We start from the raw sequence: 21,008 nt of genomic DNA, 5'->3' as shown, positions 1-21,008 counted from the left end.
TCAGCCATCCCGGCGGGATCCTCGCCGCCGCGCCTGCCACAGCGCGGCCGCGCCCAACCCCGCGACGGCCGCCGCGCCGGCGTAGAGGCCCACGGACGGACCGCCGTCGTCGTTGCCGGACTTCTCGGTGGCCGTCGGCTTCTCCGTCGGCTTCTCCGTCCCCCGACCTTCCGTCCCCGGTTCACTCGTCCCCGGTTCATCCGTCCCGGGCTTGCCCTTCCCGGACACCTGCTCGCCGCACCCCGTCCGCGGATACCCCGAGATCGCGCACAGCAGGGCGTTCGTGTCGTAGCGCAGCGGTTTGGCGACCGCGGCGAGCGCCTCGGCCGTCGTCGCGTCGGGGGCGATCCGGGCGCAGGCCGTGCGCGGCGACGGCGACGGCGGGCTCTCGCCGGACGGGGCGTCGGCCGTCGTCCCGAAGTCGATGACCAGGGCCACCCGCTTCGTGCCGTCCTGCGCGGGCGTCTTCGCGCAGATCGCCGCGAACCAGGCCGTGCCGCGCGGCTGCGACGCGTCCTGGGAGTCGGCGCTCACCGCGAACCGGAAGCCCTGGACGTCGCCGTCGGCGGGGCGCGCGGTGGAGGGGCCCTGGGTGGCGTACGTCCACTGGTCGCCGGCGCGGTCCCAGAAGGACCAGTAGCGGTAGCCGGCGGCGTGAGCCTGAGCGGCGGTTGCGAGGAGGAGGAACGCCAGGGTCAGCAACAACGGGGGCAGGGTCCGGCGCGTCACGGCTGCTGCTTCCTGCCGCGGCCGCTGATCAGGAAGCCGATGCCGATGCCGGCGACGAGGAAGACGCCGACGATCCACCAGACGCTGTAACCGGAATCCGAGGCGTCCTTGCTCTCGGACTCGGCGGCCTGCTGCGTGGCCTTGCCGGTGGCCGCGGCCTGCGGGGCCGGTCCCGTCGCGGTGAGCTGTGCCACCAGGTCCGTGCCGCCGAAGTGACGGGGGTCGGCGCCCATGGCGTGGGCGGCGAAGAGGAGTTGGGCGTAGGCGGCGGGGCCGCTCTGCTTCGCCCAGGCGGCGGAGTTCTGCTCCAGCCAGGCGAGGGGCTTCTTCGCCTGCGCGGTCCACCCGTCGGCGGCGAGCGCGACGACCGCGTCGGCTGTGTTGCCGTAGTCGGGCTGGTCTTCGGCGCCGGGCAGGACGGACTTCAGATAGCCGGTGTCATGGACCGCGGCGGCAAGGTAGGCCGAGCCGTTGCGGGCGAGCTCGTCCGGGGTGAGCGGGGCGGCGGAGCCGGCGCAGGAGAAGACTTCCTTCGGCGTCCTGCCCGCCGTCGTCACGAACCCCTTGCCGAGGACGCCGAGTACGCCCGCCGCCGTAGCGTCCGCGTTGGCCGCGAGGCCGCCCTTCTTGTCCGGCTGGTACGCGAACGCGCCGCCGCCGGCCTTGTCGCACGCGAGGGAGAGCTTCAGGAGAGCGTCGTACGACGACTTCCCGGCCTTCTTCACCTCCGCGGGACGCTGCCCGGCCGCCGCCATCGCGCCCGCGACGACGGACGTCGAGTTGGCGTCGCTGGCCCCGCCGGGGGAGTAGCCCCAGCCGCCGTCCGTGTTCTGGACGGACTTCAGCCAGCTGACCGCCTTCTCCGTCGCCGCCTGGTGGCCGCCGAGCGCGGCCAGTGCCTGGACCGCGGCCGCCGTGCTGTTGGTGTCCACCATCAGCTTGGCGTCGCACGGCTTCGCGGTGTCCGCGCGGAAGGCGGCGAAGGCGCCGTTCGCGCACTGCTGCCCGGCCAGCCAGGCCACGGCCCGGTCGGCGGGCGTGACTCCCACGGTCCGCTGCGCGAGCAGCGCCAGCGACTGGCGCCAGACACCGTCGTACGTCGGGTCGGTGGTGCCGTACAACCCGTCGGGTATCGCCACCGACGGGGTGGGGGACGGCGTGACGGCGACGGCGGGGACGGCGGCACCCAGGGCGACGGCGGTGGCGCCGGCAAGGGCCAGGGCCGTGACGCTGTGGCGGACGTTCATGATCGGCGGGTGCCTCTCCCGGTGCGGGAGGTCGACGGAGGCGGGCAGCACGGGGCGACCCCGGCGGCTCGACTCCGTTTACCTCGACGGTGCGTGCGACGGCGGGCTGCCGACGCACGTGAGCCGGTCACGTTCCGGACCGGGCGATCCGGCTCTCAGCGCCGGAAATGCACCGGCTTCCCCCTGTACGGGCGTGATGACGACGCCGTCACTCTACCGGCAGGTAGGGAACGGCCTGAGGGGTGGCTGTGGACGGGGTGGAGGGCGGTAAGTTCATGTTCATGCCAGTAACGGGGAGACTGCTCGGCTCGGGTCGTACGGCCGACGTGTACGAGATCGACGAGGCGTGGGTGCTGCGCCGGGACCGCGACGGGTGGGGCGACGCCGCCGCCGAGGGCGCGGTGATGGCGCACGTACGGGAGTACGGCTACCCCGCGCCCGCCGTGCGACCCTCGCCCGACGGCTCGCGCACCGACCTGGTGATGGAGCGGCTGCTGGGGCCGACGATGCTCCAGGCGTTCGTGGCGGGCACGTTGGACGCCGAGGAGGCCGGGGCCGTCCTCGCCAGGCTGCTGCGCGCGCTGCACACCGTCCCGGGCCGAGTCTCGGCAGACGCCCGCATCCTGCACCTCGACCTCCACCCCGACAACGTGATCCTCACACCGGACGGCCCGCGGGTCATCGACTGGGCCAACACGGAGGAGGGCGACCCGGGGCTCGACTGGGGGATGTCCGCGGTGATCCTCGCCCAGGTCGCCGTCTCCGCCCAGCCGATCGCCGCCCCGGCCCGCGCGATGCTCACCGCCCTCCTCGCCGACCCCTCCGACCTCACCGAGCAGGGCCTGACCGAGGCCCTGCGCCGACGCGCGGCCAACCCGACGATGAGCGCCGGGGAAACGGAACTCCTCGCCCCGGCCGGTGAGTTGATCAGGTCGCTGATGGGTTAGGGCCTGCCTGGCCTAGACGGGTCGCTCGGCGCGGGGCGTCGGTCCGCCGAAGGGAAGGTGCAGCACCCGGCGTGCCAGCAGCCACGTACCGCCGACTTGCCGGAAGGTGTCCTCGTAGTGGCCGACCTGGACGGGGGGCCCGGCGGGGACGATGCCGCCCTCGTAGCCGTCGACCCGGTGCGTCGAGAAGTACGACGTGGCCCGGGCGGTGTCCGGCGCGGTGACCGTGACCAGGATGTTCGACATGAGGCGGCGGGAGAGGCGGTCGGCGGGGCGTGAGCCGAAGTACGCGCGCAGCGCCGCCCGCCCTTCGATCAGACGCTCGCCCGCCGGCCATTCCCACCTGCCGTCCTCGGTGAACAGACCGGCCACGGTGGAGGGTTCACCAAGGTCGAGCCGGTGGACGAAGTCGACGACGAGACGTTCGCAGGCGCGCTCGGCGATAAGGCGTTCCAAGGGGTCCATGCAGCCGTTGGTATCAGCAGGCGGCCCTCCCGCACCGCGAGCGCATTACACCGCCACGTACGTCACCGGCTCGCTGCCCGCCACCGCCTCCGCGCGGCCCTGTTTCACGAGGCGACGCAGGTGGGCCTCGGCCTCGGAGACCGCGATGGTCCTCGAACCGTAGGGGATCTGCTGCCAGGGGCGGTTCCACTCCATGCGTTCGGCGAGCTGCCAGGGGGTGAGGGGCTCGGCCAGGAGCGACGACAGGTCCGTGAGGCGGGCCTCGTGGTGGGTGAGCAACTCCCGTACCCGGGAGGGGGCGTCGGTGAAGGCGTGCTGGTGGGCGGGGAGGATCTCGGCGGGGGCGAGACGGCCGACGCGTTCGAGCGAGTCGAGGTAGTCGCCGAGGGGATCGGTGACCGTCGCGTCGTCGGGGTCCTCGTAGAGACCGATGTGCGGGCTGATACCCGGGAGCAGGTGGTCGCCGGAGAACAGACGGCCGTGGCCCGGGAGTCCGGCCGGGTGGCTCTCCTCCAGGTGGAGGCAGACATGGCCCGGGGTGTGGCCCGGCGTCCAGATCGCGCGCAGCCGGCGGCCGGGCAGGTCCAGGAGTTCGCCGGGGACGATCTCTCGGTCGGGAAGCGCGGGGGAGAAGCCGGGCGGCGTACGGCGGCGGGCCGTGCGCAGCGGGGCCAGGTGCTCGTCGGGGGCGCCGGCGGCGGCCAGCTTGTCGGCCATGTACGTGTACCAGCGCTCGGGGCGGGTCTCCCGCGTCCGCCGCACGATCGACGCGTCCGCCGCGTGCATCGCCACCCACGCCCCGGACGCCTCCCGCACCTTGGCCGACAGACCGTGGTGGTCGGGGTGGTGATGGGTGATGACGACACCGTGGAGTTCGGCGACGTCCGTACCGCAGGCCGCGAGACCCGCGGTGAGGGCGTCCCAGGAGGCGGGATCGTCCCATCCGGCGTCGATCAGCACCGGCCCGCGGTCGGTGTCGACGACGTAGACGAGCGTGTGCCCGAGCGGGTTGTCCGGAATGGGCACCCGAAGCGACCGCACACCCCCGCCATGATCGAACGCCTTCGTCATCTGCCCTCCGTCTCACAGCCATTGCCCACTATAACTAGAACTGGTTTCAATGGGTGCTCAAGTCGACTGATGCTGAGTGGAGTTGGGCTGACCTGCGCTGATGTGGTCGGCAATGACCGGCTGCTGTCACGGTGGTTGCTGTACTTCGCCGCTGTGCAACAGGTAGGTGGAGGCGGACGCCACTCCTCGTCTACTCGTCTACCGCAGCTCGTGCCGGGCACCTGGGACGCCGGGCGGCGTTTGCACATCAGCGCTTACCTGGCCGCCCAGGGTCATCACGTTGAGGGTCGCGGAGTTCTCGTAAGCAATCGCGCTCTCCACACGAGCGACCAAGGTCGTGAATGCTTCGCTCTCCGAGAGATCCGAGTAGGGACCGACCTTGGTTTCGAAGTAAATCCGCTCATGTCCCAGGAGCTGCTCCGTGGACCTGTAGTTCTTCCACTGTTCGCGGTAGCGGTACACGCTCTCCAAGGAGACGGAACCGACGACGATCAGGCTCAGCACCGTGGCGGTGAGTTTCGCGAAGGAAACGTCGAGGTTGACTAACACAGGGACCAAAGCTCCCCCGACGACGGATACCGTCCTCATCCGGAGATGCATGGCCTTCGTCTTGACGGCCTTCCTGTCGTACCACTTCTGGTACTGGGACAGCCTGCCCTCCACGTAATCCTGCGCCGCGACTACCGGCCGGGAGACAGCGGGGTGAGCTTCCAGCGACTGGCCATCATCCGTCCCTGACATGCGTGCAAGTACATCGGTGGTGGAATGGCCCAGTCAACAAGGAAGTTCAGCTCTGGAGCGCCGGTGTGGAAGATCGCGCATGCGGATCCGGACGCCCTGCTCGCTGCCGTGTGGTCTACGGCTCACCCCACTCGGGGACACACATCATGCGGTGAGCCGGCACGACGGGTTCGCTCGGTAGCGGATCGATTCCACGGATCCGCACGGCCACGATGTCCGCGAGGACGGGGGATCGGCCCGGAAGCCTGGTCAAACGCCACCTGAAGGCCTCTGGGACCTCTTTGGCGGGCAACTCCACCATGGCGAGACTGACCCACCGGTCGTAATTGGTGGGATACACGCGAACCAAGGCTCCACATTCTGGGCAAAGCGGTGGCTCGATCCATGTCACGTCGTCGGGATCGGGATCCGGTCTCGGTGAGGATGTGGCCCCGTCGGCTTCGGCCATCTCGTTGGCAAGGGTGTTCCAGCACCTCTCGCAGTAGCTCGCCATGAGGCCGAACCGTCCGCGCTCGCGCACGGTGTGGCTGGTCTCCCCGCAGCGATGGCATACCAACTGGTCACGATCCCGAATCGCCCCCATGTGTTTGAGTGTGAGCGAATCTGACCGGATCCCAGTAGGTCGCGATTTGGCCTTATTTGGCGAGCAGGTGATCCCCAAGCCGGGGCCCGCCCGCACCTGATCGCCGGGAAACCGCTGGTCAGGGGCATTCTCGTCCCGTCCGTGGACTACTTTGACCAGAACTGGTATCAGTTTCTGAAACACCGTCAGAAACGAAGGCAGTGGCCATGGCCGAGCTCGTGGAACACGGACAGCTGTTCATCGGCGGGGAACTGACCGACCCGCTGGGCAAGGACGTCATCGAGGTGGTCTCGCCGCACACCGAGGAGGTCATCGGGCGGGTCCCGCATGCGTCCACGGCCGATGTGGACCGGGCCGTCGCCGTGGCGCGGCGGGCCTTCGACGAGGGGCCCTGGGCGCGGCTGTCGCTCGACGAGCGGATCGCCGTGGTCACCCGCATCAAGGACGGCATCGCCCTGCGCCATGAGGAGATCGCCCGCGTGATCTCCTCCGAGAACGGCTCCCCGTACTCCTGGAGCGTCCTCGCGCAGGCCCTCGGCGCGATGATGGTGTGGGACGCGGCGATCAAGGTGGCCCGGGACTTCACCTACGAGGAGCGCCGCGACGGTGTGCTCGGGAAGATCCTCGTGCGGCGCGAACCGGTGGGCGTGGTCGCGGCCGTCGTTCCCTGGAACGTCCCGCAGTTCGTGGCCGCCGCCAAGCTCGCGCCCGCGCTGCTCACCGGCTGCTCGGTGCTGCTGAAGCCGTCCCCGGAGTCGCCGCTGGACGCGTATCTGCTGGCCGAGATCACGCGGGAGGCCGGGCTGCCGGAGGGCGTGCTGTCGATCCTGCCCGCGGACCGCGAGGTCAGCGAATACCTGGTCGGACATCCGGGCGTCGACAAGGTCGCGTTCACGGGCTCGGTCGCGGCCGGGAAGCGGGTCATGGAGGTGGCCGCCCGCAATCTCACACGCGTGACCCTGGAGCTCGGCGGCAAGTCGGCGGCGGTCGTGCTGCCCGACGCGGACCTCGCCACGGCCGTCCCCGGGATCGTCTCGGCCGCCTTCATGAACAACGGGCAGGCCTGTGTGGCCCAGACCCGCATCCTTTTGCCGCGCTCGCGCTACGACGAGTTCGCGGACGCCTTCGCCGCGGCGGCGGCCGCGCTGGTCGTCGGCGACCCGATGGACCCGGCGACCCAGGTCGGGCCGCTGGTCGCCGAGCGGCAGCGGCGTCGGAACCTCGACTACATCCGGATCGGGCAGGAGGAGGGCGCGAAGATCCTCACCGGTGGCGGGCGTCCGTCGGGTCTGGAGCGCGGCTGGTATGTGGAGCCGACCCTCTTCGGGGACGTCGACAACTCCATGCGGATCGCCCGCGAGGAGATCTTCGGACCGGTGATCTGTCTCCTGCCCTACGGCGACGAGTCCGAGGCCCTGAAGATCGCGAACGACTCCGACTACGGGCTGAGCGGCAGCGTCTGGACGGCCGACGTCGGGCACGGCATCGAGGTCGCGCGCCAGGTCCGTACGGGGACGTACTCCGTGAACACCTTCAGCCTGGACATGCTCGGTCCGTTCGGCGGCTACAAGAACTCCGGGATGGGGCGGGAGTTCGGGCCCGAGGGCTTCAGCGAGTACCTGGAGCACAAGATGATCCATCTGCCGGCCGGCTGGGAGGGCTGAGGGATGGAGGTACCTCTCGCGCGAACGGATTCGAGTGCGGGCGCGAGCGCGGGGGCGGGGCCCGGGCCGGGGGCGGGCGACCGGTGGCACGTCGACGTCGACCGTTCGCTGTGCATCGGTTCCGCGCAGTGCCTCCATCGGGCGCCCGAGGGTTTCCGGCTGGACGCCGCGCGCCAGTCCCATCCGGTCGACCCCGACACGGACGCGAACGAGCAGGTGCTGGCGGCGGCGGAGAACTGCCCGGTGGAGGCGATCATGATCACGCTGACAGGGAGCGGGGAGGCGGTCTTCCCGCCGGAGGAGTAAAAAAATTCCCTTTTGGGGTGTTCCATACCGCTTCAGGTGTTCTATTCTGTTAGTGGCCTACGAGGCGAGTGAGGGAGTTCGACCGGAGTAGCCGACTTGGGCGTGACGCCGAGAGGTACGGGCATCCGCTGAGGCCGACGTCGACGGTCGGGCTGAGGGACCTGAAGGTTGCATGACAGGGCCTGAAGGCGACCCCCGATCGTCTCGTAGGTCCTTTCTATGCGCGCGGGTCCGTCACGTCGATCAGGCGGCACACCGTCTCGATGTCGATCCGGACCTGGGCGATGGAGGCGCGGCCCGACAGCCAGGTGATCAGCGCGGAGTGCCAGGTGTGCTCGATGACGCGGACCGCGGAGAGCTGCTCGGGGGTCGGATCGGTGAGGCCCATCGCGTCCAGGATGATCGCCGTCGTCTGACGCGAGACCTGGTCGACCTCCGGAGAGACGCTGCGGTCGGCGAAGGTCAGCGCGCGCACCATCGCGTCCGCCAGGTGTGGCTCGCGCTGCAGGGCGCGAAAGGCCCGCATCAGCGTCTCCGCGACCCGCTCGGCCGCCCGCTCGCCCGTCGGGGGCTTCTTCCGCAGCGTGCCGTGCATGTGCTCCAACTGGTCCTGCATCGTGGCGACCAGCAGATGCACCTTGGACGGGAAGTATCGGTAGAGGGTGCCGAGGGCGACCTGCGACGACTCCGCGACCTCCCGCATCTGCACCGCGTCGAACCCGCCCCGGCTGGCCAACTGCGCGCTCGCGTGCAGGATGCGGCGGCGGCGCGCCTCCTGCCGCTCGGTGAGGGGCGAGGACTGCGCCTTGCTCCCCTTGGCTTCCGCGTTCCCCTTGGCTTCCGCGTTCCCCTTGGCTTCCGCGTTCCCCTTGGCTTCCGCGGGCGTGGCTGGCGTGGCTGGCATGGGTCCCGTTCCGGTCCGTTCCGTGACAGTCCTGGTGACAGTCGGTGAGGGGCGGTGATCATGCGGTTCGGCAGAGCGGTCGGTCGTGGCGTGAATCACCTGATCCACTGCTCGCAGCGCCCTTACCTGCCGGTAGATTCAGAGCCTCCCGGACGATCAAGTCTGAAACTTGTTCTAGATTAGCGTCCCGTCGTAGTCTCGCGGGACCATGCAGGCAGAAGGGGGCCCGGAGTGACCGCGGAGGCCAGTCAGGCGGGGTCCCGGCATGACCTCGCGGCCGACGGCGAGCGACCGCTCAACATCGCGCTCCTCACCTATAAGGGGAACCCGTTCTGCGGGGGTCAGGGCGTCTACGTACGGCATCTCTCGCGTGAGCTCGTCCGCCTCGGTCACCGCGTCGAGGTGATCGGTTCCCAGCCCTATCCGGTGCTGGACCCGGTGGACCCGGCCCACGAAGACCGCCTCTCGCTCACCGAGCTGCCCAGCCTCGACCTCTACCGCCAGCCGGACCCCTTCCGCACCCCGAAGCGCGGCGAGTACCGCGACTGGATCGACGCCCTCGAGGTGGCGACGATGTGGACCGGCGGGTTCCCCGAGCCGCGGACGTTCGCCCTGCGTGCCCGCCGTCATCTGCGCGCCCGGCGCGGGGAGTTCGACGTCGTGCACGACAACCAGACCCTCGGCCACGGGCTGTTGGGGGACCTCGGCGCGCCCCTGGTCACCACCATCCACCACCCCATCACCGTCGACCGGCAGTTGGAGCTGGACGCCGCCGAGGGATGGCGCCGGCGCTACTCGGTGCGCCGCTGGTACGCGTTCACCCGGATGCAGAAGCGCGTCGCGCGCCGGCTGCCGTCCGTGCTCACCGTCTCCGGCACCTCCCGCCAGGAGATCGTCGACCACCTCGGCGTCCGCGACGACCGCATCCACGTCGTCCACATCGGCGCCGACACCGACCTGTTCTCGCCGAACCCGGCCGTGCCGCAGATACCGGGCCGGATCGTGACGACGTCCAGCGCGGACGTCCCCCTCAAGGGCCTGGTCTTCCTCGTCGAGGCGCTGGCGAAGGTGCGCACCGAGCACCCGCGCGCCCACCTCGTCGTCGTCGGCAAGCGCCCGCAGGAAGGGCCCGTCGCCCAGACGATCGAGCGGTACGGCCTCGAAGGCGCCGTCGAGTTCGTCAAGGGCATCTCCGACGCCGAACTGGTCGACCTGGTGCGCTCGGCGGAGGTCGCCTGCGTGCCGTCGCTGTACGAGGGCTTCTCCCTGCCGGCCGCCGAGGCCATGGCCACGGGCACCCCGCTGCTCGCCACGACCGGCGGGGCGATCCCCGAGGTCGCCGGGCGCGACGGGGAGACCTGCCTGGCCGTGCCGCCGGGCGACGCAGGCGCGCTGGCCGCGGGCCTGAGCCGGCTCCTGGGCGACCCCGCGCTGCGGGCCCGGCTGGGTGCGGCCGGGCGGGAACGGGTGCTGGACCGTTTCACCTGGGCGCGGGCCGCCGAGGGAACCGTGGCCCGCTACCGCGAGGCGATAGCCGAAAGCCGCCGCCCAGGTACTTCCGAGGCCCCCGCGCCCCCCGCGTCCCCCGCGTCCGCGGCCTCTGCTGTTTCCGCCGCTTCCGCCGCTTCTGCTGCTTCCGTGGCTCCCGCCGCCCCCGAAGCCGCCGAGGCCGCCGCCGTCGAAGCCGCCGAGGCCGTTGCCGCCGGTCGTGGTGTCGACGCCGTTGACGCTGTTGACGCCGACGGCGTCGTATCCGAAGCATCCGATCGCGAAAGCAGGGCCACGTGCTGACCGTCGACTTCTCCCGGTTCCCGCTCGCCCCGGGCGACCGAGTCCTGGACCTCGGCTGTGGGGCGGGGCGGCACGCCTTCGAGTGCTACCGGCGTGGCGCCCAGGTCGTGGCGCTCGACCAGAACGGCGAGGAGATCCGCGAGGTCGCCAAGTGGTTCGCGGCGATGAAGGAGGCCGGGGAGGCCCCCGAGGGCGCCACCGCCACCGCCATGGAGGGCGACGCCCTGGCGCTGCCCTTCCCCGACGAGTCCTTCGACGTCGTCATCATCTCCGAGGTCATGGAGCACATCCCGGACGACAAGGGAGTGCTCGCGGAAATGGTGCGCGTGCTGAAGCCCGGCGGCCGCATCGCGATCACCGTGCCGCGCTACGGCCCCGAGAAGGTCTGCTGGACGCTCTCCGACGCCTACCACGAGGTCGAGGGCGGCCACATCCGCATCTACAAGGCGGACGAACTGCTCGCGAAGATCCGCGAGGCGGGCCTGAAGCCGTACGGCACCCACCACGCCCACGCGCTGCACTCCCCGTACTGGTGGCTCAAGTGCGCGTTCGGCGTGGACAACGACAAGGCGCTGCCGGTGCGGGCGTACCACAAGCTGCTGGTCTGGGACATCATGAAGAAGCCGCTTGCGACCCGCGTCGCCGAGCAGGCGCTGAACCCGCTGATCGGCAAGAGCTTCGTGGCGTACGCGACCAAGCCACACCTTCCCGCGCTGTCCGAGGCGGCCGCCAAGTGACCACCCCCCGGACAGAACACCTCGTCCTGCCCGGGGTCCTCACCGCCGAGCAGGCCGCCGCGACCGTCGCCGGGATCCTCGCCGTGCAGCGCGAGGACGGCGCGATCCCCTGGTTCCGGGGCCACCACCTCGACCCCTGGGACCACACCGAGGCCGCGATGGCGCTGGACGCGGCGGGCGAGCACGAGGCCGCCGAGCGGGCGTACACCTGGCTGGCCCGGCACCAGAACGACGACGGCTCGTGGTTCGCGGCGTATGCGGACGGCGCCTTCGACGACGTCACCGACCGCGGCCGCGAGACGAACTTCGTCGCCTACATAGCCGTCGGCGTCTGGCACCACTACCTCTCCACCGGCGACGACACCTTCCTGGACCGCATGTGGCCGGCCGTCTACGCGGCCGTCGAGTACGTGCTGCGGCTCCAGCAGCCCGGCGGGCAGATCGGCTGGCGGCGCGAGGACGACGGCCGTCCGACCGCCGACGCCCTGCTCACCGGCTCCTCCTCGATCCACCAGGCGCTGCGCTGCGCGCTGGCGATCGCCGGGCAGCGCGAAGAGGCCCAGCCCGACTGGGAGTTGGCGGCAGGCGCGCTACGGCACGCCATACGACGGCATCCGGAGCGGTTCCTCGACAAGGACCGCTACTCGATGGACTGGTACTACCCGGTGCTGGGCGGCGCGTTGACCGGCACGGAGGCCAAGTCCCGTATCGAGGCGGACTGGGAGCGGTTCGTGGTGCCGGGGCTGGGGGTGCGGTGCGTGGTCCCCAACCCGTGGGTGACGGGGGGCGAGTCCGCCGAACTCGCCCTCGCACTGTGGGCGATGGGCGAGTCCGATCGGGCGCTGGAGATCCTCCAGTCGATCCAGCATCTGCGGGACGAGGAGTCGGGGCTGTACTGGACCGGGTTCGTCTTCGAGGACGAGGCGATCTGGCCCCGGGAACTGACCACGTGGACGGCGGGGTCGCTGCTGCTGGCCGTCGCCGCCCTCGGGGGACATGAGGCGACGTGTGCCGTGTTCGGCGGGGAACTGCTTCCTTCCGGGCTCGAGGTCGACTGCTGCGCCTGAGGGCGCGGTGGCTCACTGGCGTGCCTCAGTGGCTCCGTGGCGTGCCTCAGTGGCGGTGGACCCTGTTGGCGATGGCGTGGCCCACGAAGAGGTAGACCACCGCCGCCAGGCCGTAGCCCGCCACCACCCTTGCCCAGGCCTCGTCGAAGGTGAACAGGTCATGGGACCAGCCGGCGAGCCAGCGGGCCGTGTCGTGGATGAACTGCACGAAGGAGTTGGCGCGGTTCGCGTCGAGCAGATACATCAGGATCCACAGGCCCAGGATGAGGGCCATGATGTCGGCGACGACCGCGATGACCGTCCCGGCCTGGTTGGCGCCGTTGCGATATCGAGGGGACATGCTCTTTCGGGTTGCCGTTCGACGCCGAACGAAACCCGGCCGGTGCGTGTCGCGTCCATTCGCCCCGTGCGGGGGTGGAGTTGACGCGCCTTCCGTCGTCAGGAGTTGAGCTCGGCGAGCACCCGCAGGGTGTGCGGGTCCGGGGCCACGACCAGGAGGTCGGTCACCGGGCCCTTGCGCCAGGCCTGAAGCCGTTCGGCGATGCGCTCGCGCGGGCCGACGAGGGAGATCTCGTCGGCGAAGGCGTCCGGGACGGCGAGCACGGCCTCCTCGCGCCGGCCGGACAGGAACAGCTCCTGGATGTGCCGGGCCTCCTCCTCGTAGCCCATGCGCGCCATCAGGTCGGCGTGGAAGTTGCGGGTGGCGTGGCCCATGCCGCCGATGTAGAACCCGAGCATGGCCTTCACCGGCAGCAGCCCCTCCGTGACGTCGTCGCAGACCAGCGCCCGTACGAGAGGAGCGACCCGGAAGCCCTCGGGCAGCTCCGCCACCGCCGGGCCGTACGCGTCCGGCCGGTTCGGCGACCAGTACAGCGGCAGCCAGCCGTCGGCGATACGGATCGTCTGCGCCACGTTCCGCGGGCCCTCCGCGCCCAACAGCACCGGCAGGTCGGCGCGCAGGGGATGGGTGATCGACTTGAGCGGCCTGCCGAGGCCGGTGGCGTCCGGGGCACGGTAGGGGTGGGAGTGGAACCGGCCGTCCAGTTCCACCGGAGCCTGACGGCGCAGGACCTGCCGGACGACGTCCACGTACTCCCGGGTCGCGGTCAGCGGCGACTTCGGGAACGGGCGGCCGTACCAGCCCTCCACCACCTGCGGGCCCGACAGGCCGAGCCCGAGCATCATCCGGCCGCCGGAGAGATGGTCCAGGGTCAGGGCGTGCATCGCGGTCGTGGTGGGGGAGCGGGCCGCCATCTGGGCAACGGCCGTACCCAGCGAGATCGTCGACGTCCGCGCGGCGATCCAGGTGAGCGGGGTGAAGGCGTCCGAGCCCCAGGACTCCGCCGTCCACACCGAGCCGTAGCCGAGCCGTTCCGCCTCGCGCGCCAGCTCCACATGGTCGGGGGAGGGGCCGCGGCCCCAGTAGCCGAGCGCCAGACCGAGCCGCATACCAGCCTCCTGACGGTACGTCAGATACGGGGCTGCGACTGTACGACAACGGCCCCCCGCCCGGAAGGGCGAGGGGCCGTTGTCGTACGGGGGCGTGGGCTCAGCCGCGCTGAATGCCCGAGGCGTCCCGCAGGACGCCGCGTCGGCCGTCCTGGGTCTGGGCCACCAGGCCCTGCGCGCCCTGCTCGACCGCGAGGTACCAGGTGCCCGGCGCCAGTTCGGCGATGGGCATCGGCGCGCCGTCCTCCGCGTACAGCGGACGCGGCACCGGCACGGCGAACCAGAACGGCGAGAAGTCCGCGGCCGGCGGCTGCGCCGGACCCGGCTGCGCACCGAACGGCGACTGTCCCGGCTGCCCACCCGGCTGACCGGGCTGCCCCGGCTGCGGCTGACCGCCGAACGCCGACGGCTGCGGGCCGCCCGGGTAGCCGTAACCCGCGGGCGGCTGCGCACCGTAGGGCTGGGGGGCCGGCGGCTTGGGCGCCGGAATGAGGCCGGCTTGCAGGGCCGGGACGAGGGGGGTGGCGACAGCGGCCGCGGCGAGCACCAGGGTGGCGATGAGGGCGAGGATCAGCCCCATGCCTGCCGAGGGGGCGTTCGAGTTGTCACCGCCGAAGTTGTCCAGGCCGCCGACCGGGTCGACGACGTTGCCGAGGGCGCTCCAGGCGGCGAACACGGCGAACGCGACACCGAACGCGCCGAGTTCCAGGCCGGCGATCTTGCGAGGGTTCGGCAGACCGCGGGCGACGACAATGAGCGCGGCGGCGATGAGGCCGGCCAGGACAACACTGAGCAGGACCGGTCCGCTCGACCAGAGGCTCGGGATGTCGAGGCTGCTGGGCGCGTTGTCGTACGAGTAGTTGTCCAGGAACGACGCGATGAACAGCAATACCGCTGCTCCGATCACCACGCCGTCGCCTCGAGTGAGGGAGCGGATATTCACTTCAGGTCCTTCGTCAGTCGTCTCGTCGTCGGTACACGCATACACGTATCGGTAGAGGCGTCGCTGTCACCATGTCGCCGTCAGGCCCCGGTGTGAAGCGTGGGGGTGGCCCCTCATCGTAGGGACGACACTATCGTCCACACGATTGTGCTGTCCGCCGTGATCAGCGCGCTGATCACTACCCGCGCAGGAAACTCACGATTCCCTCAGAGATCCCTTGCGCCGCCTTCTGCCGCCAGGCGCCACTGGTCAGCAACGCCGCGTCCTTGGTATCGCGCATGTTGCCGCACTCGATGAACACCTTGGGAACCGTTGACAGATTGAGACCGCCCAGGTCCTTACGCGTGACGAGACCGGTCCCGTCGCCGACGTAGTTGGCGGGCGAACTGCCCGTCGTGCGCGCGAAGTCGCCCGCGATCAGCTTCCCGAGGTCCTTCGACGGGCCCACGACGGCACGGGTGTCGGCGGCGCCCTCGTGCACCGTGGCCGGCAGGATCACATGGAAGCCGCGGTCGCCGGCTCCGGCGCCGTCCGCGTGGATCGAGACGACCGCGTCGGCGTGCGCCGCGTTCCCGATCCGGGCGCGCTCGTCGACACAGGGGCCGTACTCCCGCTCGCCGTCCTGCGTCAGCTTCACCGTGGCGCCCTGCTGTTGCAGCAACGTGCGCAGCCGGTGCGCCACGTCCAGCGTGAACTCCGCCTCGCTGTAACCGGAGTTCGTGGACGTGCCCGTCGTGTCGCATTCCTTCCAGTTGGTGCCGATGTCCACCTTGCGGTTGATGGCGGCGGTGTGCTCGACGTTGTCGGGGTTGTGGCCGGGGTCGATGACGACGACCTTGCCTTTGAGTGACGTGGCCCCCGCGGTCGACGCGGTACCGCCGGCACCCTGCTTACCGCCGCTCGCGCCGTCGGCCGTCGCGCCGTCGGCCGTCGCGCCGTCGGCCGTCGAGCCGTCGGTGGGGGAGTCGTCGGTGGGGGAGCGGAGCGTGGACGACGAGGCCGCCGCTCCCGCCCCCCGGTCCGGTCCGCCGTCCCCACCGGTCCCCGTTCCCGTCCCGGTCCCGCCCAGCGCCTCGTACGCCAGCCAGCCCAGCAGCGCCCCGGGCACGAGCGCGGCGAGCGCCACGGTCAGCGGGCGGCGCAGCGGGGAGCGGCGCGGCGACGCGGAGCCGAAGCGATCGGACGGGCCGAAGGGGTCGGAGGAGCCGGGGTTCGAGCCTGTGTACGACACGCCTGCCACCCTAACGGGCATCCCGGGGACGGCTCAGGCGGACGGCGGCCGGACGGATGACGGCCGGCCGGCCTCCCCTTCACCCGCCCGACCTTTGTCCGCCAGTGTCAAGAGAAGCTAAAGAAATTGTTAGTACGCCGAAGTATCGGAATAGTTGCCCATGCATACAGGTTCAGCTCCCATGTAACCCCCGAGCCACCTGTACTCCCCGAGCCACCTGTACACCCTGAACCACCGCCCCGGAGGCCCCACCTCATGACGCACACGACGACCGACCGGCCGGCCCGCCCAGCGAGCGGAGCCGTCGTCCCGGTGCTCGCCTTCGCGGGCATCGTGGTCGCGGTGATGCAGACCCTGCTCGTCCCGGTCATCAAGGATCTGCCCCAGCTGCTGGACACCGCGCCCAGCAACGCCACCTGGGTCCTGACCTCCACCCTGCTGTCCGGCGCCGTCGCCACCCCGATCATGGGCCGCCTCGGCGACCTGTACGGCAAGCGGCGGATGCTGATCCTCAGCCTGTCCGTGATGGTCGTCGGCGCGCTCGTCAGCGCGCTCACCAGCGACCTGCTCATGATGATCGTGGGCCGTACGCTCCAGGGCTTCGCCATGGGCGCGATCCCGCTCGGCATCGGCCTGATGCGGGACATGCTGCCGCGCGAGAAGCTCGGCTCGGCGATGGCCCTGATGAGCTCCTCCATCGGCGTCGGCGGCGGCCTCGCCCTGCCCGCCGCGGCCCTCATCGCCCAGCACGCCGACTGGCACGCCCTGTTCTACGGCGCCGCCGGCATCGGCGCCCTCGCCATCGCCCTCACCCTCCTCGTCGTCCCCGAGTCCCCGGCCCGTGCCGAGGGCACCTTCGACGTGCTGGGCGCGATCGGCCTCTCCACCGGCCTCGTCCTCTTCCTGCTGCCGATCACCAAGGGCAGCGACTGGGGCTGGACCTCCGGCACCACCCTCGGACTCTTCGGCGCCGCGGCCGTCGTCCTCCTCCTGTGGGGCGTGATGGAGCTGCGCGTGAAGGCCCCGCTGGTGGACCTGCGCACGACGGCACGCCCCGCCGTCCTCTTCACCAACCTCGCCTCGATCATGGTCGGCGTCTCCTTCTACGTCGTCTCCCTCGTCCTGCCGCAGCTCCTCCAGCTGCCGAAGGCCACCGGCTACGGCCTCGGCCAGTCGATGGTCGTCGCCGGTCTGCTCGTCGCGCCGCTCGGCCTGACGATGATGGTCACCGCCCCCGTCTACGCCCGGCTGTCCGCGAAGTACGGCCCCAAGGTCACCCTGATCCTCGGCATGCTGATCATCGCGATCGGCTACGGCGCCGGCCTCGGCCTGATGAGCGCCGCCTGGCAGAGCCTCGTCATCGCCGTGCTGCTGGGCGCGGGCATCGGCCTCGCCTACTCCTCCCTGCCCGCGCTGATCGTCGGCGCGGTCCCGGCCTCGGAGACCGGCGCGGCCAACGGCCTCAACACCCTGATGCGGTCCATCGGCACGTCCGTGTCGAGCGCCGTCATCGGCATGGTGCTGGCCAACACCGCGAACAACGTGAACGGCGTCGCGATCCCGACCATGCACGGCTTCCGCGTCTCCTTCCTGATCGCCACGGCCGCCGTCGCGGTCGGCCTGGTCCTCGCCCTCTGCCTGCCGAAGCAGCAGCGTCCCGCCACGGCTCCGCAGCTGCGCGCCAGCAGCGAGGAGGACGTCAACCTGGAGCACGCCGAGGAGGTCCTGCGGGGCTTCCGCGGACGGGTCCTGGACGCCGACGGCGCCCCGGTCGCCCGCGCCAAGGTCACCCTCATCGACCGCCGCGGCCGGCAGGCCGGCGCCACCTTGTCGCAGGAGGACGGCCGCTACGCCCTCGTCGTCCCGGCACAGGGCGCCTACGTCCTCGCCGCCAAGGCCACCGGCCACGGACCCCTCGCGAGCTCCGCGACCCACGCCGGCGACGAACGCCCGGTGGACCTCGACCTGGCACTGCCGAGCGAGACCGTCACCGCCTGACGCCCGCCCCCGACCCGTCCGACCCGTCCGACCCGCCCCCCGTCGTGCACACGACGGGGGGCGTGGTGCAGCATGGGGCAGCCCGCCACCAGCACACCCGCACACCCGCACGCACATACGTACGTACGCCCATACGTTCGTACGCACCACCGAAGGGACCCCCATGACCGCGGCACCCAAGCCCGAGATCCTGGCCGCGTTCGAGGCGGCGAAGGGGTTCATGCCGGTCGACGAGGGCCTCGCGCTGTATGCCGCCGCCGTCGAGGCGGGTGCGCTCGGGCTGCCGTTGCTCGAGGTCGGCACCTACTGCGGGCGTTCCACGATCCTGCTCGCGGACGCGGCCCGGCAGGCCGGGGTCAGCGCGGTCACGCTCGACCACCACCGGGGCAGCGAGGAGCAGCAGCCGGGCTGGGAGTACCACGACCCGGAGACCGTGGACCCCGAGATCGGCCTGATGGACACGCTGCCCACCTTCCGCCGGACGCTGCACCGGGCCGGCCTGGAGGAGCACGTGGTCGCGCTGGTTGGGCGGTCGCCGCAGATCGCCGCGTTCTGGAACGCGCCCCTCGGTCTCGTCTTCGTCGACGGCGGCCACACCGACGAGCACGCCACGTCCGACTACGAGGGCTGGGCGCCGCACGTCGCCGAGGGCGGGCTCCTCGTCATCCACGACGTGTTCCCCGACCCGGTCGACGAGTTCACCGGCCAGGCCCCCTACCGCGTCTACCTGCGCGCCCTGGCCTCCGGGGCCTTCACGGAGGTCTCCGCCACCGGCTCGCTGCGGGTGCTGCGGCGCACGGGCACGGGGATCTAGGACGGTCCAGGAACGATCCAGAACGATCCAGAACGATCCAGGAACCGTCGTCCAGAAGAAGCTCAGGCCGGTTCCGAGCCGCGTCGACGGCGGCGCACGACGACAGCCGCAGTCACCGCCGCCGCGGTGACCAGGGCGGCCGGCACCAGCACGGCGGGCCGCAGGACGGACCGGTACGGCGGGGCAGGGGACGCCTCCAGCGGGATGGCGGCGACGTCGTTGCCGGGCGTGCGGTCGAACGGGTTGTACGTGCGGATGGTCCCCTTCGCGCCCGGGACCTGCCGGTCGATGCGGATGTGGAAGTCGATGGTGCTCGAACCGTCGCCATAGCGCGCCTCTTCGTAGAACGCGGAGGAGCCGACCTCGCAGACGAACGCCCTGCCCGGCTTCTCGGGCCGGTCGCAGGCCCACTTCACGTCGTCGTCCTCGATGGTGTACGGGATGGAGGTGACCGTGGTGCCCTCCGGCGGGACCACCTCGAAGCGGCCCATTTCCTCGTCCCCCTCCGGGCGGCCGGGGCCGAGGTTCCGCACCCCGAGCCGCACCTTCACCGTGTCGCCGACCCGGCCCCGGACGCTCGCGGTGACCGGACGGTAGTCGGCCTGAAGGGTGGTGGTGATCCCGACCCGGGCCTCGCCTTCGCCGAAGGCCTGGGCGGCGGTGCGGACGAGGGTGAGCGGGGACCCGGTGCCGCGCACGGTGTGGCCGGCGGGGCGGGACGGGGCCGACGACCAGCTGTAGGTCACCGCGCCGGACAGCGTGTCGGGCGCGGCGACCGTGTAGACCAGCGGGGCGCTCGTGCGGTAGGCGGCACCCGCCGCGGCCTTCGTGGGGAACGTGCACCACGCCGAGATGGCCTTGGAACCGGCGTAGAAACAGTTGCTGTGCCGGGCGGCCAGCGTCAGCCCCTCCGACACGTTGACCTGGAGGGCGACCCCTTGCGTCGCGGGGAAACGGGTGTTGTTGGCCAGTCGTGCGGTCAGGTTCGCGGGTTTTCCCGCGGCCAGCTCGCTCACGCCCTTCTCCTGCCCGGGCGCGGACAGCGTCGGACCGCCGACGATCATCCGGGTGGAGCCGGTGATGGTGGGAGCGTTGTCGGCGGTCGCGGTGTACGTCACCGTCCCGCTGTCGCCCGGCTCGACGCCGTCCACGCCGAGGAGGGCGAGGGGGTCGTAGCTCTCCCCGTCGCCGTTCTGCAGATCGCCGTAGCGGCAGGTGTAGATCGGGCCCGCGGCCTTGCACATCTCCCGGTCCCCGAGCCGGGCGACGCCCTTCAGCCCCGACGCGTCCACGACGACCCTGACGTTGCGGGCCGGTTCGCTGCCCTTGCTCGCCACGACGAAGACGGGGAGGTGGAAGTCGTCGTTCGCTGCCGCGGCCCCCTCGTCTGCGTTGTACATGACGAAGGTCTTCACGGTCTCGAACCGCATCACGACCCGGTCGGAGCCGTCGGCCGCGGCGGGCGCCGACGCCGAAACAGACGCCGACGCCGAAACAGACGCCGACGTCGTCGCGAACACGGCCGTGAGAGCCGCCGTCAGGGCGGCCCCACGTGTGAACAGACGCCGGACGATCGGTATCGGTATCGGTAAAGGCATCCCGGCACTATGCCACCACCGGTCCGGTCGACGGCACCCGACCTTGCGGCTACGGCTGCCCCCGCGGCTACAGCCAGCCCTGCTGCCGTGCCTCCCGCATCGCCTCCATCCGGTTGCGGGTGCCCGTCTTGCCGATTGCGGACGAGAGGTAGTTGCGGACCGTGGACTCCGACAGACGCAGCTTGGCGGCGATGTCGGCGACCGTCGCCCCGTCGACGGAGGCCTTCAGGACGTCGCACTCCCGGCCGGTGAGGGGGTTCGGGCCGGCGCCGAGAGCGGCCGCGGCCAGCGCCGGGTCCACGACCGTCTCGCCGGTCAGCACCCGGCGGACGGCCGCCGCCAGCTCCTCCACCGGGCCGTCCTTGACCAGGAAGCCCGAGGCCCCGGCCTCCATGGCCCGGCGCAGATAGCCGGGCCGGCCGAACGTGGTCAGGATCAGCACCCGGCAGTCCGGCGCCTGCTCGCGCAGCTCGGCGGCCGCGTCCAGGCCGCTGATGCCGGGGAGCTCGATGTCGAGGAGTGCGACGTCCGGGCGGTGGAGGAGCGTCGCGTCCACGATCGCGTCCCCGGTGCCGACCTGGGCGACCACCTCGATGTCGGCCTCCATGCCCAGCAGCAGGGCCAGCGCGCCGCGCATCATGCCCTGGTCCTCGGCGAGCAGCACCCTGATGGACTTGGTGGGGCGGTGGTCGCGCGGCATCTCGTTCACGGGCCCACCCGGCA

Annotated in this window: 21 protein-coding genes; 8 read left to right on the top strand and 13 right to left on the bottom strand. The window is 71.3% G+C overall.

Annotated elements, in window-relative coordinates; all coding sequences use genetic code 11:
• Window positions 1-729, bottom strand: coding sequence for an SCO2322 family protein (locus tag ACZ5SK_RS03120; protein ID WP_468575199.1), 729 nt, complete (start codon window positions 727-729; stop codon window positions 1-3).
• Window positions 726-1,976, bottom strand: coding sequence for a prenyltransferase/squalene oxidase repeat-containing protein (locus ACZ5SK_RS03115; RefSeq protein WP_468575197.1), 1,251 nt, complete (start codon window positions 1,974-1,976; stop codon window positions 726-728). Before ACZ5SK_RS03115 ends, ACZ5SK_RS03120 begins: the two co-directional genes overlap by 4 nt.
• Window positions 1,977-2,257: 281 nt before the next feature.
• On the opposite strand from ACZ5SK_RS03115, the gene ACZ5SK_RS03110 reads away from it, so the two are divergent.
• Window positions 2,258-2,923, top strand: coding sequence for a phosphotransferase (locus ACZ5SK_RS03110; protein ID WP_468575225.1), 666 nt, complete (start codon window positions 2,258-2,260; stop codon window positions 2,921-2,923).
• 12 nt (window positions 2,924-2,935) lie between these two features.
• On the opposite strand, the gene ACZ5SK_RS03105 is transcribed toward ACZ5SK_RS03110, so the two are convergent.
• From ACZ5SK_RS03105 to ACZ5SK_RS03090, 4 genes are all read right to left on the bottom strand, one after another.
• Window positions 2,936-3,388: a nuclear transport factor 2 family protein gene (locus ACZ5SK_RS03105; RefSeq protein ID WP_468575195.1), complete on the bottom strand. Its 453-nt coding sequence runs from the start codon at window positions 3,386-3,388 to the stop codon at window positions 2,936-2,938.
• Between the two features lie 45 nt (window positions 3,389-3,433).
• On the bottom strand, window positions 3,434-4,459 hold the full coding sequence (locus ACZ5SK_RS03100; RefSeq protein WP_468575193.1) for an MBL fold metallo-hydrolase: 1,026 nt from the start codon (window positions 4,457-4,459) through the stop codon (window positions 3,434-3,436).
• A 198-nt stretch (window positions 4,460-4,657) separates the two neighbouring features.
• The gene (locus ACZ5SK_RS03095; protein ID WP_468575191.1) at window positions 4,658-5,200 is read right to left on the bottom strand and encodes a DUF4231 domain-containing protein; all 543 of its coding nucleotides are present in this window, start codon (window positions 5,198-5,200) and stop codon (window positions 4,658-4,660) included.
• A 115-nt stretch (window positions 5,201-5,315) separates the two neighbouring features.
• Window positions 5,316-5,648, bottom strand: coding sequence for a DUF6083 domain-containing protein (locus tag ACZ5SK_RS03090; RefSeq protein ID WP_468575223.1), 333 nt, complete (start codon window positions 5,646-5,648; stop codon window positions 5,316-5,318).
• 341 nt (window positions 5,649-5,989) lie between these two features.
• Here ACZ5SK_RS03090 and ACZ5SK_RS03085 point away from each other — a divergent pair, with 341 nt between their 5' ends.
• Window positions 5,990-7,447 carry an aldehyde dehydrogenase gene (locus tag ACZ5SK_RS03085; protein WP_468575189.1) on the top strand — a complete coding sequence of 486 codons (1,458 nt, stop codon included), beginning with the start codon at window positions 5,990-5,992 and terminating at the stop codon, window positions 7,445-7,447.
• Between the two features lie 108 nt (window positions 7,448-7,555).
• A complete protein-coding gene (locus tag ACZ5SK_RS03080; RefSeq protein ID WP_334581381.1) occupies window positions 7,556-7,753 on the top strand; it encodes a ferredoxin in 198 nt (65 codons plus the stop codon).
• 217 nt (window positions 7,754-7,970) lie between these two features.
• On the opposite strand, the gene ACZ5SK_RS03075 is transcribed toward ACZ5SK_RS03080, so the two are convergent.
• A complete protein-coding gene (locus tag ACZ5SK_RS03075; RefSeq protein ID WP_468575188.1) occupies window positions 7,971-8,657 on the bottom strand; it encodes a TetR family transcriptional regulator in 687 nt (228 codons plus the stop codon).
• Window positions 8,658-8,888: 231 nt separating this feature from the next.
• Between ACZ5SK_RS03075 and ACZ5SK_RS03070 the strand changes: the two genes are divergently transcribed.
• Genes ACZ5SK_RS03070 through ACZ5SK_RS03060 form a run of 3 tightly spaced genes read left to right on the top strand, consistent with a single transcriptional unit; the run spans window position 8,889 to window position 12,252 of the window.
• Complete coding sequence (locus ACZ5SK_RS03070; protein ID WP_334580523.1) at window positions 8,889-10,448, top strand: glycosyltransferase family 4 protein; 1,560 nt, start codon at window positions 8,889-8,891, stop codon at window positions 10,446-10,448.
• The gene (locus ACZ5SK_RS03065) at window positions 10,442-11,185 is read left to right on the top strand and encodes a class I SAM-dependent methyltransferase (protein WP_334580524.1); all 744 of its coding nucleotides are present in this window, start codon (window positions 10,442-10,444) and stop codon (window positions 11,183-11,185) included. The genes ACZ5SK_RS03070 and ACZ5SK_RS03065 overlap by 7 nt, the downstream gene beginning before the upstream one ends.
• Entirely contained in the window at window positions 11,182-12,252 is a 1,071-nt protein-coding gene (locus tag ACZ5SK_RS03060) for a prenyltransferase/squalene oxidase repeat-containing protein (protein ID WP_361708809.1), read from the top strand. The genes ACZ5SK_RS03065 and ACZ5SK_RS03060 overlap by 4 nt, the downstream gene beginning before the upstream one ends.
• A 46-nt stretch (window positions 12,253-12,298) precedes the next feature.
• Here the strand turns inward: ACZ5SK_RS03060 and ACZ5SK_RS03055 are convergent, their stop codons facing one another.
• From ACZ5SK_RS03055 to ACZ5SK_RS03040, 4 genes are all read right to left on the bottom strand, one after another.
• Complete coding sequence (locus ACZ5SK_RS03055; RefSeq protein ID WP_079662668.1) at window positions 12,299-12,592, bottom strand: hypothetical protein; 294 nt, start codon at window positions 12,590-12,592, stop codon at window positions 12,299-12,301.
• A 98-nt stretch (window positions 12,593-12,690) separates the two neighbouring features.
• Window positions 12,691-13,701 (bottom strand): LLM class F420-dependent oxidoreductase, encoded by a 1,011-nt coding sequence (locus ACZ5SK_RS03050; RefSeq protein ID WP_319340255.1) that lies wholly within the window; start codon window positions 13,699-13,701, stop codon window positions 12,691-12,693.
• A gap of 100 nt (window positions 13,702-13,801) precedes the next feature.
• Window positions 13,802-14,644, bottom strand: coding sequence for a hypothetical protein (locus ACZ5SK_RS03045; protein WP_361708806.1), 843 nt, complete (start codon window positions 14,642-14,644; stop codon window positions 13,802-13,804).
• 178 nt (window positions 14,645-14,822) lie between these two features.
• Complete coding sequence (locus tag ACZ5SK_RS03040) at window positions 14,823-15,875, bottom strand: N-acetylmuramoyl-L-alanine amidase (RefSeq protein ID WP_468415324.1); 1,053 nt, start codon at window positions 15,873-15,875, stop codon at window positions 14,823-14,825.
• Between the two features lie 255 nt (window positions 15,876-16,130).
• Between ACZ5SK_RS03040 and ACZ5SK_RS03035 the strand changes: the two genes are divergently transcribed.
• Both ACZ5SK_RS03035 and ACZ5SK_RS03030 read left to right on the top strand, forming a co-directional pair.
• Complete coding sequence (locus ACZ5SK_RS03035; protein ID WP_334580528.1) at window positions 16,131-17,873, top strand: MFS transporter; 1,743 nt, start codon at window positions 16,131-16,133, stop codon at window positions 17,871-17,873.
• 163 nt (window positions 17,874-18,036) lie between these two features.
• Complete coding sequence (locus tag ACZ5SK_RS03030) at window positions 18,037-18,687, top strand: class I SAM-dependent methyltransferase (protein WP_334580529.1); 651 nt, start codon at window positions 18,037-18,039, stop codon at window positions 18,685-18,687.
• A gap of 62 nt (window positions 18,688-18,749) precedes the next feature.
• Here the strand turns inward: ACZ5SK_RS03030 and ACZ5SK_RS03025 are convergent, their stop codons facing one another.
• Together ACZ5SK_RS03025 and ACZ5SK_RS03020 are read right to left on the bottom strand one after the other, a co-directional pair.
• Window positions 18,750-20,285 carry a hypothetical protein gene (locus tag ACZ5SK_RS03025; protein WP_468575185.1) on the bottom strand — a complete coding sequence of 512 codons (1,536 nt, stop codon included), beginning with the start codon at window positions 20,283-20,285 and terminating at the stop codon, window positions 18,750-18,752.
• Window positions 20,286-20,352: 67 nt separating this feature from the next.
• Window positions 20,353-20,985: a response regulator transcription factor gene (locus tag ACZ5SK_RS03020; RefSeq protein ID WP_334581383.1), complete on the bottom strand. Its 633-nt coding sequence runs from the start codon at window positions 20,983-20,985 to the stop codon at window positions 20,353-20,355.
• Window positions 20,986-21,008: the final 23 nt, after the last annotated feature.

This window comes from Streptomyces sp. NPDC031474 (genome assembly GCF_055581185.1).
Note: the sequence above shows the minus strand (reverse complement) of the source record. Positions and strands in the feature narration are given on the sequence as shown.

Excerpts from the sequence above, each read along its gene's own strand:
- ACZ5SK_RS03115 (WP_468575197.1), bottom strand. The coding sequence starts at position 1,976 with ATGAACGTCCGCCACAGCGTCACGGCCCTGGCCCTTGCCGGCGCCACC.
- ACZ5SK_RS03110 (WP_468575225.1), top strand. The coding sequence starts at position 2,258 with ATGCCAGTAACGGGGAGACTGCTCGGCTCGGGTCGTACGGCCGACGTG.
- ACZ5SK_RS03105 (WP_468575195.1), bottom strand. The coding sequence starts at position 3,388 with ATGGACCCCTTGGAACGCCTTATCGCCGAGCGCGCCTGCGAACGTCTC.
- ACZ5SK_RS03100 (WP_468575193.1), bottom strand. The coding sequence starts at position 4,459 with ATGACGAAGGCGTTCGATCATGGCGGGGGTGTGCGGTCGCTTCGGGTG.
- ACZ5SK_RS03095 (WP_468575191.1), bottom strand. The coding sequence starts at position 5,200 with ATGTCAGGGACGGATGATGGCCAGTCGCTGGAAGCTCACCCCGCTGTC.
- ACZ5SK_RS03090 (WP_468575223.1), bottom strand. The coding sequence starts at position 5,648 with ATGGCCGAAGCCGACGGGGCCACATCCTCACCGAGACCGGATCCCGAT.
- ACZ5SK_RS03085 (WP_468575189.1), top strand. The coding sequence starts at position 5,990 with ATGGCCGAGCTCGTGGAACACGGACAGCTGTTCATCGGCGGGGAACTG.
- ACZ5SK_RS03075 (WP_468575188.1), bottom strand. The coding sequence starts at position 8,657 with ATGCCAGCCACGCCAGCCACGCCCGCGGAAGCCAAGGGGAACGCGGAA.
- ACZ5SK_RS03055 (WP_079662668.1), bottom strand. The coding sequence starts at position 12,592 with ATGTCCCCTCGATATCGCAACGGCGCCAACCAGGCCGGGACGGTCATC.
- ACZ5SK_RS03050 (WP_319340255.1), bottom strand. The coding sequence starts at position 13,701 with ATGCGGCTCGGTCTGGCGCTCGGCTACTGGGGCCGCGGCCCCTCCCCC.
- ACZ5SK_RS03035 (WP_334580528.1), top strand. The coding sequence starts at position 16,131 with ATGACGCACACGACGACCGACCGGCCGGCCCGCCCAGCGAGCGGAGCC.
- ACZ5SK_RS03030 (WP_334580529.1), top strand. The coding sequence starts at position 18,037 with ATGACCGCGGCACCCAAGCCCGAGATCCTGGCCGCGTTCGAGGCGGCG.
- ACZ5SK_RS03025 (WP_468575185.1), bottom strand. The coding sequence starts at position 20,285 with ATGCCTTTACCGATACCGATACCGATCGTCCGGCGTCTGTTCACACGT.
- ACZ5SK_RS03020 (WP_334581383.1), bottom strand. The coding sequence starts at position 20,985 with ATGCCGCGCGACCACCGCCCCACCAAGTCCATCAGGGTGCTGCTCGCC.